Origin of the sequence: Microbacterium sp. F2E (genome assembly GCF_020905435.1) — a bacterium.
Taxonomy (GTDB): Bacteria; Actinomycetota; Actinomycetes; order Actinomycetales; family Microbacteriaceae; genus Microbacterium; species Microbacterium lacticum.
On the sequence record NZ_JAJJIB010000007.1, the window covers coordinates 34,685 to 51,836 of the forward strand.

18 protein-coding genes are annotated in these 17,152 nt (G+C 71.1%); 12 read left to right on the forward strand and 6 right to left on the reverse strand.

What is annotated here, in order from left to right; all coding sequences use genetic code 11:
* Positions 1-17: 17 nt before the first annotated feature.
* The 8 genes from LOK55_RS07120 (at position 18) to ilvA (ending at position 7,844) form a co-directional block, all read left to right on the forward strand.
* On the forward strand, positions 18-245 hold the full coding sequence (locus LOK55_RS07120) for an RNA-binding S4 domain-containing protein (protein WP_229934821.1): 228 nt from the start codon (positions 18-20) through the stop codon (positions 243-245).
* Positions 246-459: 214 nt separating this feature from the next.
* Complete coding sequence (locus tag LOK55_RS07125; protein ID WP_229934822.1) at positions 460-1,320, forward strand: hypothetical protein; 861 nt, start codon at positions 460-462, stop codon at positions 1,318-1,320.
* 201 nt (positions 1,321-1,521) lie between these two features.
* Positions 1,522-2,037, forward strand: coding sequence for a sugar MFS transporter (locus LOK55_RS07130; RefSeq protein WP_229934823.1), 516 nt, complete (start codon positions 1,522-1,524; stop codon positions 2,035-2,037).
* A gap of 87 nt (positions 2,038-2,124) precedes the next feature.
* Complete coding sequence (locus LOK55_RS07135) at positions 2,125-3,384, forward strand: alanine racemase (RefSeq protein WP_229934824.1); 1,260 nt, start codon at positions 2,125-2,127, stop codon at positions 3,382-3,384.
* Positions 3,381-4,694, forward strand: coding sequence for a D-arabinono-1,4-lactone oxidase (locus LOK55_RS07140; RefSeq protein ID WP_229934825.1), 1,314 nt, complete (start codon positions 3,381-3,383; stop codon positions 4,692-4,694). The genes LOK55_RS07135 and LOK55_RS07140 overlap by 4 nt, the downstream gene beginning before the upstream one ends.
* An 84-nt stretch (positions 4,695-4,778) precedes the next feature.
* On the forward strand, positions 4,779-5,345 hold the full coding sequence (locus LOK55_RS07145) for a LemA family protein (protein WP_196324060.1): 567 nt from the start codon (positions 4,779-4,781) through the stop codon (positions 5,343-5,345).
* A gap of 67 nt (positions 5,346-5,412) precedes the next feature.
* Positions 5,413-6,621, forward strand: a complete 1,209-nt coding sequence (locus LOK55_RS07150; RefSeq protein ID WP_229934826.1) for an AI-2E family transporter — start codon at positions 5,413-5,415, stop codon at positions 6,619-6,621.
* A complete protein-coding gene (gene ilvA / locus LOK55_RS07155) occupies positions 6,618-7,844 on the forward strand; it encodes a threonine ammonia-lyase (protein ID WP_229934827.1) in 1,227 nt (408 codons plus the stop codon). Before LOK55_RS07150 ends, ilvA begins: the two co-directional genes overlap by 4 nt.
* A gap of 138 nt (positions 7,845-7,982) precedes the next feature.
* Here the strand turns inward: ilvA and greA are convergent, their stop codons facing one another.
* Positions 7,983-8,471, reverse strand: coding sequence for a transcription elongation factor GreA (greA, locus tag LOK55_RS07160; RefSeq protein WP_141379618.1), 489 nt, complete (start codon positions 8,469-8,471; stop codon positions 7,983-7,985).
* Between the two features lie 128 nt (positions 8,472-8,599).
* Positions 8,600-9,040, reverse strand: a complete 441-nt coding sequence (locus tag LOK55_RS07165; protein ID WP_229934828.1) for a DUF4307 domain-containing protein — start codon at positions 9,038-9,040, stop codon at positions 8,600-8,602.
* A gap of 91 nt (positions 9,041-9,131) precedes the next feature.
* Between LOK55_RS07165 and LOK55_RS07170 the strand changes: the two genes are divergently transcribed.
* On the forward strand, positions 9,132-9,455 hold the full coding sequence (locus tag LOK55_RS07170; RefSeq protein WP_229934829.1) for a hypothetical protein: 324 nt from the start codon (positions 9,132-9,134) through the stop codon (positions 9,453-9,455).
* A gap of 25 nt (positions 9,456-9,480) precedes the next feature.
* On the opposite strand, the gene LOK55_RS07175 is transcribed toward LOK55_RS07170, so the two are convergent.
* The gene (locus LOK55_RS07175; RefSeq protein WP_229934898.1) at positions 9,481-10,185 is read right to left on the reverse strand and encodes a hemolysin III family protein; all 705 of its coding nucleotides are present in this window, start codon (positions 10,183-10,185) and stop codon (positions 9,481-9,483) included.
* A gap of 116 nt (positions 10,186-10,301) precedes the next feature.
* Here LOK55_RS07175 and LOK55_RS07180 point away from each other — a divergent pair, with 116 nt between their 5' ends.
* The 3 genes from LOK55_RS07180 (at position 10,302) to LOK55_RS07190 (ending at position 14,047) form a co-directional block, all read left to right on the forward strand.
* Complete coding sequence (locus LOK55_RS07180) at positions 10,302-11,087, forward strand: isoprenyl transferase (RefSeq protein WP_141379622.1); 786 nt, start codon at positions 10,302-10,304, stop codon at positions 11,085-11,087.
* Between the two features lie 28 nt (positions 11,088-11,115).
* On the forward strand, positions 11,116-12,534 hold the full coding sequence (locus LOK55_RS07185; protein ID WP_229934830.1) for an aminotransferase class V-fold PLP-dependent enzyme: 1,419 nt from the start codon (positions 11,116-11,118) through the stop codon (positions 12,532-12,534).
* A 166-nt stretch (positions 12,535-12,700) separates the two neighbouring features.
* Positions 12,701-14,047 carry a PhoH family protein gene (locus LOK55_RS07190; protein WP_229934831.1) on the forward strand — a complete coding sequence of 449 codons (1,347 nt, stop codon included), beginning with the start codon at positions 12,701-12,703 and terminating at the stop codon, positions 14,045-14,047.
* Between the two features lie 49 nt (positions 14,048-14,096).
* On the opposite strand, the gene LOK55_RS07195 is transcribed toward LOK55_RS07190, so the two are convergent.
* Genes LOK55_RS07195 through LOK55_RS07205 form a run of 3 tightly spaced genes read right to left on the reverse strand, consistent with a single transcriptional unit; the run spans position 14,097 to position 17,145 of the window.
* On the reverse strand, positions 14,097-14,753 hold the full coding sequence (locus LOK55_RS07195; RefSeq protein WP_141379624.1) for a response regulator transcription factor: 657 nt from the start codon (positions 14,751-14,753) through the stop codon (positions 14,097-14,099).
* On the reverse strand, positions 14,750-15,736 hold the full coding sequence (locus LOK55_RS07200) for a cell wall metabolism sensor histidine kinase WalK (RefSeq protein ID WP_229934832.1): 987 nt from the start codon (positions 15,734-15,736) through the stop codon (positions 14,750-14,752). The genes LOK55_RS07195 and LOK55_RS07200 overlap by 4 nt, the downstream gene beginning before the upstream one ends.
* A gap of 11 nt (positions 15,737-15,747) precedes the next feature.
* Positions 15,748-17,145, reverse strand: coding sequence for an aspartate ammonia-lyase (locus tag LOK55_RS07205; protein ID WP_229934833.1), 1,398 nt, complete (start codon positions 17,143-17,145; stop codon positions 15,748-15,750).
* Positions 17,146-17,152 lie beyond the last annotated feature (7 nt).

Sequence of the window (17,152 nt, forward strand, 5' to 3'; positions counted from 1 at the left end):
TCGGTTACCCTTCCGATATGGCGAATGAGGCTGCGATCGAAGACGTGTCGATCGGCGGCGATGGCATCCGACTCGGTCAGTTCATGAAGTTCGCGAGTCTTCTCGACTCGGGCGGCGACGTCAAAGAGGCGATCATCGACGGGCTCGTTACCGTCAACGGCGAGGTCGATCGCCGGCGCGGGCGCCAGCTGCAGGTCGGTGACGTGGTCGGCTACGAGAACCGACTCGCGCGCGTCTGCCCCTGAGCGACTGCTCTGCGGGCCTGCGGGCCTGCGGGCCCGCGGGCGGAGCGACGCGGTCAGACATTCGACGCGCCTCGGATGCGGGGAAAAGACGATGTCGGAGCTATCCGTAAGATGAGAACTGTCTCATGTTAAGCACTCGCGATCACCGGCCGCGCCGGGACGGTCCGTTTCGCCTCTGAGAGACAAACCCCCGTGAAAGCACCTCTGGAGACCCATGTCCTATCCCCCCTCGCCCACCGACAACACTCCGCAGCAGCCCTACGCCGCGCCTCCGGCGTACGCGCCTCAGGGCACCCCGACGGAGAAGCCCGCCCGGAATACCCTCGGTCTCGTCGCGATGATCATCGCCATCGTCGGGTTCATCTTCGCGTGCATCCCCGGAGCGCTCATCGTCGGATGGCTCCTGCTGCCGATCGCCTTCATCCTCGGCATCGTCGCGGTCTTCCTGAAGGGGACGAAGTGGCAGGCGATCACTGCGATCGTCGTCTCCGTGGTGGGGACGATCGTGGGAGCGATCGTGTTCTTCGCGGTCGTCGCAAGCTCGTTCAACAACGCCTTCTCAAGCGGTGACACCACCGTGAAAGACAGCTCGGTCAGCGACGAGCAGGCAACGGACGAGGCGACCTCGTCCGAGGAGTCCGCCACGGTCGGCACTCGTGACAACCCGGCGCCGATCGGCACCGAGATCGCCAACGACGAGTGGAAGGTGACGATCAACTCCGTCACCACCGGCGCGGCCGCCGCCGACGCCATCTCAGCCAACCAGTTCAACGAACCGGCCGACGCCGGCTCCGAGTACATCATCGTCAACTACACGGTCACCTACATCGGCGACGACGCCGATGGTCAGATCCCCGCCATGGTCGGTGTGGATTACGTCACCGGCGGCGGCGCCACGGTCGGCCTCGGTTCCAAGGTCGTGGTCGCGCCCGAGTCGATCGACGTCCTGAGCACGCTGTACAACGGGGGCACGACGACCGGGAACACGGCGATGCAGGTCCCGTCTCCGGTCGACGGCGTGATCGTCGTGCGACCCGGCATGGTCGCGGACAAGGTGTTCGTCGCCGTGCAGTGACGCCCGACCTCGGCGTGGCTGCTCGGCACTGAGCCTCGCGACCGAAAGAGCCCGCCCGATCTGCCGGGCGGGCTCTTTCCGGTGGAGGAGTCGACGGTGCTCGCCGCGACGACGCCCGAACGACGCGCGGCATCGCCGTAGGCTGGATGCCGCTGCCCGACCCTCCCCGCAGAAGGCCCCGTCCTCACATTCGCGCTCCTGATGAGCCTGCCGCTGTGGCGGAAGGTCAACTCCGTCGTTCCGCCCGATTCGGTCGCGAGCGGGGTCGCGAGCGAAGTCGCCGGAGCGGATGCCGGGGCGGCGACCGGCACGGAAGCGGGGGAGGATGCCGCGGGCCCGCCCCGCACCCACGTGTCGCTCGCGACCGCGCTGCGCATCCCCGGCGTCGTCCTGGTCATCATCGCCTTCTTCGCCTACTGCGCGCTGGAGAGCACCGTCATCCTCTGGGCGGCGACCTACCTCGTCGGCGATCGCGGGGTCGACGCCGCGACGGCCGCCGCGTTCGCCTCGCTCTTCCTCATCGGCATCACCGGCGGACGCTTCCTCGCCGGTTTCTTCGCCGACCGCGTCGGCGACCGGGCGCTCATCCGCGGCGGGTTCGTGATGGTCGGCGTCGGCGTCATGATGCTCGCCCTGCCGCTCTTGCTCGCCGTGCTCGTCGCCCTCGGACTCGTGATGTCCGAGCGTCTGGGCCGCGTCGTCGACGCGGCCCGCTGAACCGCGGGCGCCGCGAGCCGCAGTCCGGCACGGGGCGGCACCGCGTCTCGCCCTATGCTGAGACCACCCGCGCGAAGGAGCCGCCCCATGAGCATCGATCTGCTCGCCGACCCACCCGGCGCACCGGCCGCCGCCGCCCCGTCGGCGAACCCCGAGCCGTGGACGAACCCCGCATCGTACTGGCGCGCGCGGAGCGCCGCGGTGGCGGACGTCTCCGCCCCTGTGGCATCCATCGACCTCGCCGCGCTCCGCTACAACGCGCTCGACCTCGTCGTGCGTTCGAGCGGCGTGCCGATCCGCGTCGCGAGCAAGTCGATCCGGGTGCGCGAGGTGCTGGATGCCGCGCTCGCGCTTCCCGGCTACCGTGGCATCCTCGCCTTCACGCTGCCCGAGGCGCTCTGGCTCGCGAACACCCACGACGACATCGTGCTCGGCTACCCGAGCGTCGACCGCGCCGCCCTCGCCGCCCTCGCCGCCGACGAGCAGAAGGCCGCCCGCATCACGCTGATGGTCGACGACCTCGCCCAGCTCGACGCCGTCGACGCGGTCGCCGCGCCGGGCTCACGCGCCGAGATCCGCGTGGCGATCGACGCGGATGCCTCGTGGCGCTCGCCCGTGCTCGGCCACATCGGGGTGCGCCGTTCGCCCGTGCACGAGCCCGCCGAGGTCGCGCGCCTCGCGCAGGCGATCGTCGCTCGACCGGGCTTCCGCCTCGTCGGACTCATGATGTACGAGGCGCAGATCGCCGGTCAGCCCGATGACGCCGGCTCGGGCGACGGCGTCATCCGCTGGATGCAGCGCCGGTCCACCGACGAACTGCGTGAGCGCCGCGGCCGGATCGTCGCCGCGGTGCGCGCCGTCGCCGACCTCGAGTTCGTGAACGGGGGAGGGACGGGTTCGCTCGAATCGACGGCGTCCGACCCCGCCGTCACCGAGACCACCGCCGGCAGCGGCCTGCTCGCCGGACACCTGTTCGACCTCTACCGGCATTTCTCGCTCGCACCGGCCGCCGCCTTCGCGCTGGATGTCGTGCGCCGGCCCGTTCCCGACATCGTGACGGTGCTCGGCGGCGGCTGGATCGCCTCCGGGCCGCCGGTCGCGTCGCGCCAGCCGCTACCGGTGTGGCCGCAGGGCTTGCGCCCTCTCGCCCGCGAGGGCGCCGGAGAGGTGCAGACGCCGCTCCAGGGCGAGGCGGCGCGGCGTCTGTCGATCGGCGACCGGGTCTGGTTCCGGCACGCCAAGAGCGGCGAGCTCGCCGAGCGGGTCGACCGCTACCTGCTGACCGCGGGCGACCGGCTCGTCGGCGAGAGCCCCACCTACCGCGGCGAGGGAAAGAGCTTCCTGTGACACGACCCGGCGGCACCTGGCAGAACTGGGCGCGCACCGAGCGGGTGCGCCCGCTCACCGTCGAGTACCCGTCCACGATCGAGGCGGTGCGCCGCTCCGTGCGCTCGGCCGCGGCGCGCGGACGCCCGATCAAGGCCGTGGGCACGGGGCACAGCTTCACCGGTATCGCCGTCGCCCCGGGCACGCTGCTCGAGCTCACCGAGCTGTCGGGCCTCGTCTCGGTCGACCGCGAGCGACGGCACGCCCGCCTCCTCGCCGGCACGCGCCTGCACCGGATCCCCGCGCTCCTCGCCCCGTACGGCCTCGCGATGACGAACCTCGGCGACATCGACCGGCAGTCGCTGTCCGGCGCGATCTCGACCGGCACGCACGGCACCGGGGCGCGCTTCGGCGGCATCGCCAGCCAGGTCGTCGCCGCGACCCTCGTCACGGCCGACGGCGACCTGCTGACGGTCTCCGAGACCGAGAACGCCGAAATGCTCCCCGCCGTCGCGCTCGGGCTCGGCGCCCTCGGCATCCTCGTCGACATCACGATCCAGTGCGTCCCTGCCTTCGTGCTCGAGGCGGTCGAGCGCCCCGAGCCGCTCGACGCCGTCGTCGACGATCTCGAGACGCGTGCCGATGCCGTCGACCACTTCGAGTTCTACTGGTTCCCGCACACGGCCACCGCGCTCACCAAGACCAACACGCGCCTGCCCGCCGGCACCGCGACGCGGCCCCTCACCGCCACCTCGCGCCTCGTCGACGACGTGCTCGTCGGAAACGTCGTGCATCAGTCGGTGTGCAGCGCCGGGCGCGCGGCGCCGGGTCTCGTGCCGGGCATCAACCGCCTGTCGGCGCGGGTCTGGGGCGACCGCACGTTCTCCGACGCGTCGCACCGCGTGTTCGCCACGAGCCGCGGCGTGCGCTTCCGCGAGATGGAATACGCCGTGCCGCTCGAGAACCTGGCATCCGCCTTCCGCGGGGTGCAGCGCGTGATCGACGAGAACGGCTGGCACGTCGAATTCCCGATCGAGGTGCGCGTCGCCGCCGCCGACGACCTCTGGCTCTCAACCGCGACGGGTCGCGCGACCGGCTACCTCGCCGTGCACCGGTACTGGAAGGTCGACCCGACCGCCTACTTCGCCGCCGTCGAAGAGGTCATGCTCGCGCACGGCGGGCGCCCGCACTGGGGCAAGATGCACACCCTGGATGCCACGCCGCTGCGCGCCCGGTATCCGCGCTTCGACGACTTCACCGCCCTCCGCGACCGCCTCGATCCGCACCGCGCGTTCCGCAACCCGTACCTCGACCGCGTGCTCGGTGGGTAACCGCTGAGAAGTGCGCGGGAGGCACACGGATGCCCCGGCGCGCGCGGATAGGATGATCACAGCATCGAGGGGAGTCCTATGGACATGGCGTGGCTGATCCCGGTTCTGATCGTGGTCGCGCTGGTCGTGATCGTCGGGATCTACCTGTGGGCGACCTACAACTCGCTCGTGGCGCTGAACGTCCGCGTCGACGAGGCGTGGAGCGACATCACGGTGCAGTTGAAGCGCCGCGCCGACCTGTTGCCGAACCTCATCGAGACGGTGAAGGGCTACGCCGCGCACGAGAAGGCCGTGTTCGAGAACGTCACGCGCGCCCGTGCCGAGACGATCGGCGCCCAGACGCCCGCCGAGGCGGGGGTCGCCGAGGGCCACATGCAGCAGGCGCTCAAGTCGCTGTTCGCCGTCGCCGAGGCCTACCCGCAACTGCAGGCGAGCCAGAACTTCCTGCAGCTGCAGAGCCAGATCGTCGACACCGAAGACAAGATCCAGGCCTCGCGCCGGTTCTACAACGGGGGCGTCCGTGAACTGAACACCAAGATCAAGGTGTTCCCGAACAACCTGTTCGCGCGAAACCTCGGCTTCCACGAGCGCGAGTTCTTCGAGGTCACCGGGGGAGCGGCGATCGCCGAACCCCCGCGCATCCAGTTCTGACCCGGCAGTGCGCGTCGAGCGGTTTCGCGTGACGGAGCCCGCATATTCCGAGTCCTAGACTGAGCGGATGAGCGGCGCGGATGAGACCGGCGGGGAGCGCAAGCCCCGGCCGTCGTTGCTGGAATCCCTGCGGAACCCCGAGCGGACCGTGACCACGGAGATCTCCGCGGGGCTGCCCCACGGCCTCAAGGTCACCACCGCCTACGCGTGGCGGTTCGTCGTGATCGCGGTGGCGGCAGGCATCCTCATCTGGATCGTCATCCAGCTGAAGCTGCTGGTCGTGCCGCTCCTCGTCGCGATCCTCGTGGCGGCGCTGATCTGGCCCGGATTCACCTGGCTGCTGCGCCACCGGGTGCCGCGGTGGCTCGCGATCGTCGTGTCGGTGATCGGCACCTTCGCCGTGATCGGCGGCCTGCTGTGGCTCGCCGTCTGGCAGATCAGCCGCGAGTGGGGCTCCGTGCGCGCCCGCACCCTCGAGTCGGTGCAGCAGCTGCGGCAGTACCTCGTCGAGGGCCCCCTGCACCTCACCGAAGCCCAGATCGACAGCGTGCTCTGGCAGGCATGGACCTTCCTGCAGCAGCAGGCGGAGCTCCTCTGGTCCGGCGCGCTCGCGATCGGATCGACCGTCGGGCACGTCGCGACCGGCGCCGTGCTGTCGCTGTTCATCCTGCTCTGCATCCTCGCCGACGGCGCCGGCATCTGGCGCTGGGTGGTGCGCCTGTTCCCCCGCCGCGCGCGCGCGGACGTCGACGGCGCCGGCCGCGCGGGCTGGGCGACGGTCGTCACCTACGCGCGCACGCAGCTGCTGGTCGCCACGATCGATGCGATCGGCATCGGGCTCGGCGCCTTCCTCCTCGGCGTGCCGCTCGCGATCCCCATCGGGGTGCTCGTCTTCCTCGGCGCCTTCGTGCCCTTCGTGGGCGCGATCGTCACCGGCACGCTCGCGGTGTTCCTCGCGCTCGTCTACAACGGGCCCTGGATCGCGTTCTGGATGATCATCGTCGTGCTCGGCGTGCAGCAGCTCGAGGGCCACGTGCTGCAGCCGCTCCTCATGGGAGCGGCCGTCAAGGTGCATCCGCTCGCCGTCGTGCTCGTCGTCGCCGGCGGCGCGATGATCGCGGGCATCCCCGGCGCCCTGTTCGCGGTGCCGATCGCGGCCTTCATCAACGTCGTCGCGGTCTACCTCTCCCACCGGCACCACGGGGGGTCGGCGCCGCCGTCCGAGGCCGATCTGATCTGGAGTACCGTGCCGCGAAGCAGGGGGACGACCGCGTGACCATCCCGACCCTGGCGGAGTTCGAAGACGCCGCCGCCGTGCTGCGCCCCGTCATCGTGCAGACCCCGTTCGACGAGTCGGAGTACCTCTCCGACGTGCTCGGCGCGCCCGTGCATCTGAAGCTCGAGAATCTGCAGCGCACCGGCTCCTTCAAGATCCGCGGCGCGACCTACCGGCTCTCCCGGCTGAGCGCGGAAGAACGCGCGCGGGGTGTCGTTGCGGCATCCGCCGGCAACCACGCGCAGGGCGTCGCGCTCGCGGCGCAGAAGCTCGGCATCCACGCCACGATCTTCATGCCGCTCGGTGTGCCCGTGCCGAAGCTCCTCGCGACGCGCGGGTACGGCGCCGAGGTGATCCTCGAGGGCGCGACCGTCGAGACGCCGCTGCGCCTCGCCGCGGAGTACGCCGAGCGCACCGGGGCGGTGCTCATCCACCCGTTTGACCACCGTGACGTGATCGTCGGGCAGGGAACGCTCGGACTCGAGCTGTGGGACGCGGTCGAGGACCTCGAGACGGTCATCGTCGGCATCGGCGGCGGGGGGCTCATCGCCGGTGTCGCCGCCGCCGTCAAGGCGCGTGCGGCGGCCGAGGGGCGCACCGTACGGGTCATCGGCGTGCAGGCGGAGAACTCGGCCGCCTACCCCGCCTCGCTCGCGGCCGGCGAGCCGCTCACGGTCGAGACCACGCCGACGATCGCCGACGGCATCGCCGTGGCGCGCCCGGGGGAGCTGACCTTCGAGGTCATCAGCGAGCTCGTCGATGAGGTCGTGACGGTCAGCGACGACGATATCGCCCGTGCGCTCTTGAACCTCCTCGAGCGCGCCAAGCAGGTCGTCGAGCCCGCCGGTGCGGTCGGGGTCGCCGCGATCCTCGCCGGCAAGGTGCGGGCCAGCGGCCCGAGCGCGGTCATCCTCTCCGGCGGCAACATCGACCCGCTGCTGCTCCAGCGCGTCGTGGCACACGGCCTCGCGGCATCCGGGCGCTACATGACGCTGCAGATCCCGCTGCCCGACCGTCCGGGCCAGCTCGCCCGCGTGTCGGAGCTGCTCTCGATCGCCGGCGCCAACGTCATCGAGGTGCTGCACACACGGCACGGCCAGGGGCTGCAGATCAGCGAGGTGATCCTGCAGCTGAGCGTCGAAACGCGCGGCGAGGAGCACCGCGCGCACGTGATCAGCGTGCTGGATGCCGCGGGCTTCCACCCGCGCGTCGTCGAGGACTGACCGCGTCGGGGCATCCGTCGCCGTCCGCGTGCGTCACCGACACAGGCGAAATCACCGAGGCAGGACGAAACCCGCGGGTTCCGTCCTGCCTCGGTGATTTGTCCTGCCTTCGTGAGGCGCAGGATGCCTGGGCGCGGCCTACTGGCCGGTGTAGGTGTCGACCTTGACGATCTCGACGGGGATCTCGCGCCCCGTCGGCGCCGTGTACGAGGTCTTGGCGCCCACGGCGAGGCCGAGGATCGCCGCGCCGAGCGGGGACGCCTCGCTGTAGACGTCGAGCTCGGAACCGGCGGCGATCTCGCGGCTGCCGAGGAGGAACACCTCTTCGCCGCCGGCGACGATCGCGGTGACGACCGTGCCGCCGCGGACGATGCCGTCGGCCTCGGGAGCCTCGCCGACCACGGCCTCCTTCAGCAACTGCTGCAGCGTGCGGATGCGCGCCTCCTGCTTGCCCTGCTCGTCCTTCGCGGCGTGGTAGCCGCCGTTCTCCTTGAGGTCGCCTTCTTCGCGGGCGGCCTCGATGCGCGCCGCGATCTCGGTGCGTCCCGTCGTCGACAGGTGCTCGAGCTCTGCGGCGAGCCGGTCGTAGGCGTCCTGGGTGAGGAAGGTCTCCGTGTTCTCGGCCACGCGTCTCTCCTTGCATCGGGGGAACGTGCGGCTCTGCCGCACGGGTGCGTCGTGCTGGGTTCGCCCGGCCCTGCCGGGGTAAACCGAACGCCCCGGCAGGCAGCCGGGGCGCGTCGTGTCGCCTCAGACTACGGGATCCAGCAGGAGGTCGCCAAACCCGTCGTCGCCTCGGCGACGGTCGGGATCGTCTCGGTGAAGCTGCGGCTGTGCGCGTCGCTGGCCGGATACTCGACGATCCGCCACCCCACGACGCCGTGGTCGGTGTCCTGCGCCTCGACCGCGCACGTGACCGCCGCGCCGCGCCGGAGGGTCACCTGGAACTCGATCGTCACCGAGTGCGCGTCGACCGAGTGGAAGGCGGTGTTGTCGACGTCGACGGAGTCCATCGACTGTGCGACTGTCGTCCAGCCGAAGTACCCGATGAGGGCGACCGCGACCACGCCGACCGCGATCCAGAGGCCTCGGCGACGCCCGCGCGTGCGGCCGTAGCGATCGTCGAGCTCGGCACGGACCTCGGGCGACAGCGTCGCGGTGTCGTCGTGCGCGGTGACGTCGGGGGTGGAGGGCATCGTGGGTCTTCGCGGTGGAGGTGGGCGATCTAGACTGGAGTTCCAGGCTACGCCGTGCGCGCGCCGCCGAGGAACGACGAAGCGAGGAACGATGCTGACACTTCCCTCCGCGACCGAGTGGATCGCCGCCTCCGCGCGGCACGCGGGGCTCGCGACGCCCTCGCCCTCGATGACGGTCGACCCCGACTCGGTCACTCCCGGGTTCGTCGGGTTCGTCGCGATCGCGCTCATCGCGGTCGTCGTGGTGTTCCTCATCATCGACATGCTGCGACGCATCCGTCGTGCCGGCTACCGCGCCGACGTCAACGAGCAGCTGGATGCCGAGGCGCAGGCCGAGGCTCAGGGCGAGTCCGCCGAGCGCGCGACCGACGTCGACGACCAGGACATCGACCCCCGCGGCGGCGCAGGGCGCTGACCGTGCGGCGAATGCCCGCGCCGGATCAGGCGGGCGCGCCGAGCGAGGGCACCACCGGGTCGAGCGCGATCAGCAGACACGCCGTCCAGTGGCACAGGAAGGCGAGCACCGTGCACACGTGGAAGATCTCGTGGAAGCCGAAGCGCCCCGGCCAGGGGTTCGGCTTCTTCAGCGCGTAGCAGACGGCGCCGCCGGTGTAGAGGAGGCCGCCGATGATGACGAGCACCATCATCGCGACGTTCGCCTCGAGCAGGTCGACGAGGTACATGACCGCCGCCCAGCCGAGCAGCAGATACAGCGCGACGTACAGCCAGCGCGGCGCGTTGATCCAGAACACGCGGAAGAGGATGCCGAGGAGAGCCCCCGTCCATACGAGCACGAGCAGCACCGTGCCCTTCTGCGGGGGAAGGGCCAGCACGGCGATGGGCGTGTAGGTGCCCGCGATCAGCAGCATGATGTTCGCGTGGTCGATGCGCTTGAGCACCGCCTTGGTGCGCGGGCCCCAGTTGAAGCGGTGGTAGAGCGCGGAGTTCCCGAACAGCAGCACCGAGGTCGCCATGAAGATCGCGCAGGCCCACTTGGCCGCGGCGCCGTCGGCGAGCGCGATCAGCACGATGCCCGCGGCGATCGCCACGGGGAAGGTGCCGGCGTGGATCCATCCGCGCCACGTGGGCTTGATCTCGGAGTTCGCGCTGACCTCGGCCGCCTCGATCAGAGGCAGCTGGGGCATGTCGACGCCCTCATCGGGTGTGGGTTCGGGCACGGTCCGAGCCTAGGGCGCGGCGTATGCCGTCGCGCACATACGCGGACACGCGGGCTCACGCCCGGGCACGGTAGCGTAGGGGGGTGACAGCGTCGGCGCCGGGTGAGGGGAGAGGGTTCCTCTATCGGCTGTACAGTTCGCGACTCCGGCGCCTGCTCACCCCCGAGACCGTCCCGCACCACGTCGCGATGATGATCGACGGCAATCGGCGCTGGGCGCGCCAGTCGGGCTACGCGACGGTCGCGGAGGGCCACCGGGCCGGTGCGGCCAAGATGCACGAGTTCCTCCGCTGGTGCGATGAGCTCGGCATCCGTGTCGTCTCGCTGTACCTGCTCTCGAACGACAACCTCCGCAAGCGCGACTCGCAGGAGCTGTCGGATCTCATCGAGATCATCGCGGAACTCGCCGACGAGCTCTCCCAGGAGCCCGGCTGGCGGGTGCAGCACGTCGGCCGCGCCGACGGCCTGCCCGCCGATCTCGCCCGCGTGCTGAAGACGGCCGAGGAGCGCACCGCCGGCAACACCGGACTGCACGTGAACCTCGCCGTCGGCTACGGCGGTCGCGGCGAGATCGTCGACGCGGTGCGGAGCATCATCGCCCAGCACCAGCGGGTCGGCGGCTCGCTCGAAGAGCTCGCCGCGAGTCTCACCCCCGAGCAGATCGGCGAGCACCTCTACACCGGCGGTCAGGCCGACCCCGACCTCGTCATCCGGACGTCGGGGGAGCAGCGCCTGAGCGACTTCCTGCTCTGGCAGTCGGCGCACTCCGAGTTCTACTTCGTCGAGGCGCTCGGCCCCGATCTGCGCGAGGTCGACTTTCTGCGGGCGATCCGCGATTACGCGACCCGCGACCGCCGCTTCGGGGGCTGATCGGTACGCGCGACCGGCGCGTGAGACAATGGCAGACGTGAACGATGTGGACACTCTGATCGACTCGTTCGACGTCGAACCGGGATATCTCGACTGGGCCCGCTTCGGCCCCCTCTCCCCGAGTGTGCGCGCGGAGATGAGCGCCGACGCCGAACTGCTCGGCACCGGACGGCGCGCCGGGATCGACCTCGTCGGCGCTCGCGCCGCGGAAGCGCGCACGCTCGTCGCGAAGCTGCTCGACGTGCCCGGCGACGAGATCGTGCTGCAGCCCTCGACGACCCACGGTCTGCTGCACGCCATGTTCGGCCTCGAGGGCACCGTCGTCGTTCCCGCGCAGGACTTCCCGGCGGTGCGGCTCTCCGCGGCACGGGCGGCCGCGGCGCGCGGACTGCTCGCCGTTCGCGAGATCGACCCGCCCGAGGGCATCGTGACGACGGATGCCATCGTCGACGCCCTCGACGACGACGTGACCGCGGTGGCGCTGAGTCTCGTCGACTACCGCACCGGGGCCCTCGTCGACCTCCCCGCCATCCGGGAGGCGATCGGCGACCGTCTGCTCATCGTCGATGCCATCCAGGCCTTCGGCGTCGTCGACGTCGACTGGCGCGCGGCCGATGTCATCACCGGCAATGGCTACAAATGGCTGCGCTCCGGGCGGGGGACCGGCTTCGCGCGGTTCTCACCGGCGGCGCGCGACCGCATCGAAGCGGTGCTGTCGGGGATCTCCGGCATGCTCGGCGACGCCGGCACCCTCGGCGTCCCCGGGGTGCTGCCGGGAGCGGCCGCCTACTCCGTGGCGCCCTCCGACCCGCTGGCGGCCTCGCGGCTCGCCGCGGCGCTGCGGGACATCGACGACGTCGGCGTCGCGCCCATCGCTGCGGCCGTCCGCGCTCGCGCGCAGGAGGTCATGCACCTCGCCGATCGTTACGAGGTGCCCGTGATGACGCCGCGTGAAGCCCACGCCGGCATCGTCACGCTCCTGCCTGCGGCGGCCGACGCCTCGGCGCTGGCCGCGGCCCTCGCCAACCACGGCGTCACCGTCACGGCCCGGGGAGCGAGCATCCGCGTGTCGGCGCACGTCGGCACCGGCGCCGACAGCCTGCTGCTCCTCGGCGACGCCCTCGCCGATGCGGCCAGCCGCCGCGTCAGCGCGGTCGACTTCGGCGGCGACCCCGGCGGGGAGATCAGCGCGGCCGAGATCATCACGATCGAGGTGATCGACGCGCCGCCGGCGCCCGAGACGCGCCCGGAAGGCGACGCGTGGGCCGAACCCGCGACGGGCGCCGTCCCCGGGGCGGAGACCGTGTCGGAGATCGAGGCGGTGCCCGACGACGCGCTCGACGCCGAGGCCGCCGTCGACGACGCGGTCGACGCCGCCGATGACGAGATCGTGATCGCCACCATCGACGACGCCGCGCCGGACAACGACGGCCGCACCGAGAATTAACACCACGGCAACCTGAGCGCGGCGTGTCGCGCCTGCGGTGGCATCCACGGCGGCCGTACGTTCATCACATCGGGCAAGGCGCCCGGTCGGGTCGGCCTCACCACGACTCGTGGCCCTGGTCGACTCGAGACTGCCGGGTGATCCTCACCCGGGGCGGGAGTGGGTCGTGACCACACGAGTTCCAGAGCAGCAGCACCTCGACACCGCGGCGGAGGTGGACCAGGACCTCCGCACCTACGTGCTCGACACGTCGGTGCTGCTGAGCGATCCGCGGGCCTTCTTCCGGTTCGCCGAACATTCGGTCGTCGTGCCGGTGGTCGTGATCACCGAGCTCGAGGCCAAGCGACACGATCCCGAACTCGGCTACTTCGCCCGCCAGGCGCTGCGCCACCTCGACGAGCTGCGCGTCGAACACGGACGCCTCGACTTCCCGGTTCCGGTCGGCGCGGGCGGCACGCTGCGCGTCGAGCTCGCCAACACGGATGCCTCGGTGCTGCCGGCCGGCCTCCGCCTGAGCGACAACGACACCCGCATCCTGTCGGTCGCGACGCACCTCGCCCAGGACGGACAGGAGGTCACGATCGTCTCGAAAGACCTGCCGATGCGCGTTAAAGCCGCTTCGCTCGGCCTGCACGCCGAGGAGTACCTCGCCGAGCAGGCCGTCGACAGCGGCTGGACCGGCATCGCCGACCTGAACGTCTCGGGCGACGACATCAGCGACCTCTACGAGAGCGAGGTCGCCTCGAGCGACGAGGTGCGCGGACTGCCGGTGAACACGGGCCTCGTCATCCACTCCGAGCGCGGCTCGGCGCTCGGCCGGGTGACCGGTGACGGCGCGTACAAGCTCGTGCGTGGCGACCGCGACGTGTTCGGGCTGCACGGGCGCTCCGCCGAGCAGCGGATCGCGATCGACCTGCTGCTCGACCCGGAGGTCGGGATCGTCTCGCTCGGCGGCCGCGCCGGCACCGGCAAGTCGGCCCTCGCCCTGTGCGCGGGTCTCGAGGCGGTGCTCGAGCGTCAGCAGCAGAAGAAGGTCATCGTGTTCCGGCCCCTCTTCGCCGTCGGCGGTCAGGAGCTCGGCTACCTGCCCGGCGATCAGGCCGAGAAGATGAACCCGTGGGGGCAGGCCGTGTTCGACACGCTCGGCTCCGTCGTCTCGGGCAACGTCCTCGAAGAGGTCGTCGCGCGGGGCATGCTCGAGGTCATGCCGCTCACCCACATCCGTGGCCGCTCCCTGCACGACGCCTTCGTGATCGTCGACGAGGCGCAGTCGCTCGAGCGGAACGTGCTGCTCACGGTGCTGAGCCGGATGGGGCAGAACTCCAAGGTCGTGCTCACGCACGACGTCGGCCAGCGCGACAACCTGCGGGTCGGCCGGCACGACGGGGTCGCGTCGGTCATCGAGACCCTCAAGGGCCACGAGCTGTTCGGCCACGTCACGCTGACTCGCTCGGAGCGCTCCGCCATCGCCGCGCTCGTGACCGACCTGCTGGAGCAGGGCGAGCTCAGCTGACCGCCGCGGTCGAGGCGCGGCCGCGGGGCCGGGGCGGGGCCCGACGGGTCTACTCCCAGCGGTAGCCCTCGCCGCGCACGGTCACGATGTGGTCGGCGCCGAGCTTCGCGCGCAGGTAGCGCACGTACACATCGACGACGTTGGAGCCCGGGTCGAAGTCCATGCCCCAGATGCGGCTCAGCAGCACCTCGCGGGTGAGCACCGCGCCGGGGTGGCGCAGGAACTGCTCCGCGAGCGCGAACTCGCGCGCCGACAGGTCGACCTCGCGCCCCGCGACGGTCGTCCGCCGCGCCAGGATGTCGAGGGTCACATCGCCCTGCGAGAGCACCATCGTCACCGCGCCGGTGCGCTCCCGCAGCCGCGACCGCACACGCGCCATCAGCTCGGCGACCGAGAACGGCTTCGGCACGTAATCGCTCGCTCCGGCATCCAGCCCGTCGACCGCGTCGCTCGTCGACGACCGCGCGGTGAGCATGATCACGGGCATTCGCTCGCCACCGGCGCGGAGCGCCCGCAGCACCTCGAAGCCGTCGAGGCTCGGCAACCCCACGTCGAGGATGACGAGGTCGATATCGCCCTCGAGCGCGCGATCGAGGGCCGCCTGACCGTCCTCGGCGACGACGGTCTCGTGCCCGTCGGCATGCAGCGCCCGGGTGACCAGGGCGAGGATGTGGGGTTCGTCATCGACGACGAGGATGCGGGTCATCCGGAGGCCTCTCGCTGGAGTACGACGTCGCCGGCGCGCACCGGCATGGGAAGGGATGCGCGGGTACCGATGGGGATCCCGAGGGTCAGCGTGGCGCCGCCGCCGGGCGTCTCGGCGACGGTGCAGCGGCCGCCGTGCGCCTTCGCGATGGCGTCGACGATCGCGAGCCCGAGGCCCGATCCGCCGACCGAGCGCTTGCCGGCGCCGCGGTCGAAGCGGCGGAACACGCGGTGACGCATGGCGGGCGGGATGCCGGGGCCGTGATCGCGCACCCAGAGCTGCGCGCCCGACGGATGCACGGCGCTGCCGATCTCGATCGGGCTGCCTTCGGGGGTGTACTTGGCGGCGTTGTCGGCCAGCTGCAGCCACGCCTGCAGCAGCCGGTCGCGATCGCCGCGGACGATCGCCTGCGCCTCCTGCTCGACCCGCCAGGTGTGGCCGGCGATCACCCCGACGAGGTCGGCGACGCGGCGGGTGAGCTCCGCGAGATCGACGTCGCCCATCGAGAAGCTGTCGGCCTCGACGGCGGCGAGCAGATCGATGTCGCCGATGAGGCGCGTCATGCGGTCGAGCTCCGCGATGCCGAGCTCCCGCGTCGCCGCGGTGTCGACGGGATCGTTCGGATCCATCAGCTCCAGGTGCCCGCGCACGATCGTGATCGGCGTCTTCAACTCATGGCGCACGTCGTCGAGCAGGCGCCGCTGCGCGTCGAACGAGGCCTCCGCGCCGTCGGTGGATGCCGCGGCGGGCGCCTCAGCGAGGAGCGCCCACCCGACGATCGCGGTCACCCCGAGGGTCGCCACCGCGCCCACGCCGAACACCGCCACCGCGGGCCAGGACACCTCCGCCGAGGTCGCGACGAGCGCGATGAGCACGCCGATCGCGGTGACCGCGAACCCCGCCGCCACCGTCGCGAGAACCAGGCCGAGCGTGCGGGGGCGGCGGGCGGTGCTCACCCGTGCGGCGCCGGCGGTGCGGTTCACACTGACGATTATCAACCAGGGTGGGTCATCGACAGCAGATCGAGTTTCGCGTCGAGTTGCTCTTCGGTCAGCTCGCCCCGCTCGACGTACCCGAGATCGATGACGGCCTCGCGCACGGTGATGCCTTCGGCGACCGCGTGCTTGGCGATCTTCGCCGCCGCCTCGTAGCCGATCAGCTTGTTCAGGGGCGTGACGATCGAGGGGGACATGCCGGCGTAGGCGGCGGCGCGCTCGAGGTTCGCCTCGAGGCCGTCGATGGTCTTGTCGGCGAGCACGCGCAGCGCGTTGGAGAGTAGTCGGATCGACTCGAGCAGGGCCGTGCCCATGACCGGGATCGCGACGTTGAGCTCGAATGAGCCGGACGCCCCGGCCCAGGCGACGGTCGCGTCGTTGCCGATGACGCGGGCGCAGACCATCAGGGTCGCCTCGGGGACGACGGGGTTCACCTTGCCGGGCATGATCGACGAACCCGGCTGCAGGTCGGGGATGTGCAGCTCGGCGAGCCCGGTGTTCGGGCCCGAGCCCATCCAGCGGATGTCGTTGTTGATCTTGGTCAGCGACACCGCGATCGTGCGGAGGGCGCCGGATGCCTCGACGAGGCCGTCACGGTTGGCCTGCGCCTCGAAGTGGTCCTTCGCCTCGGTGATCGGCAGCTCGGTCTCGGCGGCGAGGAGCTCGATGACCTTCTGCGGGAAGCCGGTGGGCGTGTTGATGCCGGTGCCGACGGCCGTGCCGCCGAGCGGCACCTCGCCGACGCGGGGGAGCACGGCCTGCACGCGGTCGATGCCCAGGCGCATCTGGCGGGCGTAGCCGCCGAACTCCTGGCCGAGGGTGACCGGCGTGGCATCCATGAGGTGCGTGCGGCCCGACTTCACGGCATCCTTCCACAGCTCCGCCTTCGCCTCGAGGGCGACGGCGAGGTGGTCGAGCGCCGGGATCAGGTCGTCGATGAGCGCCTGCGTGACGGCGATGTGCACCGAGGTGGGGAAGACGTCGTTGGACGACTGCGACGCGTTGACGTGGTCGTTCGGGTGCACCGGCGCCCCGAGGTGCCGGGTGGCGAGGGTCGCGAGCACCTCGTTCATGTTCATGTTCGACGACGTGCCCGAGCCGGTCTGGTAGGTGTCGACGGGGAACTGGTCGTCGTAGCGGCCGCTGATGACCTCATCGGCGGCCGCGGCGATCGCGTCGGCGATGTCGCCGTCGAGGGTGCCGAGCTGCTTGTTGGCGAGGGCGGCCGCCTTCTTGATGCGGGCGAGCGCGGCGATCTGGGTCGACTCGAGCCCCGAGCCGGAGATCGGGAAGTTCTCCACGGCGCGCTGGGTCTGCGCGGCGTAGAGGGCGTTCTTCGGAACGCGCACCTCTCCCATCGTGTCGTGCTCGATGCGGTACTCGGTGCTCTCGGTCATGGGTATC

Bases quoted from the DNA above. Each gene is read 5' to 3' on its own strand.
- LOK55_RS07135 (WP_229934824.1), top strand. From the start codon at position 2,125: ATGAGCATCGATCTGCTCGCCGACCCACCCGGCGCACCGGCCGCCGCC.
- LOK55_RS07165 (WP_229934828.1), bottom strand. From the start codon at position 9,040: ATGCCCTCCACCCCCGACGTCACCGCGCACGACGACACCGCGACGCTG.
- LOK55_RS07175 (WP_229934898.1), bottom strand. From the start codon at position 10,185: ATGCCCCAGCTGCCTCTGATCGAGGCGGCCGAGGTCAGCGCGAACTCC.
- LOK55_RS07205 (WP_229934833.1), bottom strand. From the start codon at position 17,145: ATGACCGAGAGCACCGAGTACCGCATCGAGCACGACACGATGGGAGAG.
- LOK55_RS07125 (WP_229934822.1), top strand. From the start codon at position 460: ATGTCCTATCCCCCCTCGCCCACCGACAACACTCCGCAGCAGCCCTAC.
- LOK55_RS07150 (WP_229934826.1), top strand. From the start codon at position 5,413: ATGAGCGGCGCGGATGAGACCGGCGGGGAGCGCAAGCCCCGGCCGTCG.
- LOK55_RS07120 (WP_229934821.1), top strand. From the start codon at position 18: ATGGCGAATGAGGCTGCGATCGAAGACGTGTCGATCGGCGGCGATGGC.
- LOK55_RS07185 (WP_229934830.1), top strand. From the start codon at position 11,116: ATGGCAGACGTGAACGATGTGGACACTCTGATCGACTCGTTCGACGTC.
- LOK55_RS07130 (WP_229934823.1), top strand. From the start codon at position 1,522: ATGAGCCTGCCGCTGTGGCGGAAGGTCAACTCCGTCGTTCCGCCCGAT.
- LOK55_RS07170 (WP_229934829.1), top strand. From the start codon at position 9,132: ATGCTGACACTTCCCTCCGCGACCGAGTGGATCGCCGCCTCCGCGCGG.
- LOK55_RS07195 (WP_141379624.1), bottom strand. From the start codon at position 14,753: ATGACCCGCATCCTCGTCGTCGATGACGAACCCCACATCCTCGCCCTG.
- LOK55_RS07145 (WP_196324060.1), top strand. From the start codon at position 4,779: ATGGCGTGGCTGATCCCGGTTCTGATCGTGGTCGCGCTGGTCGTGATC.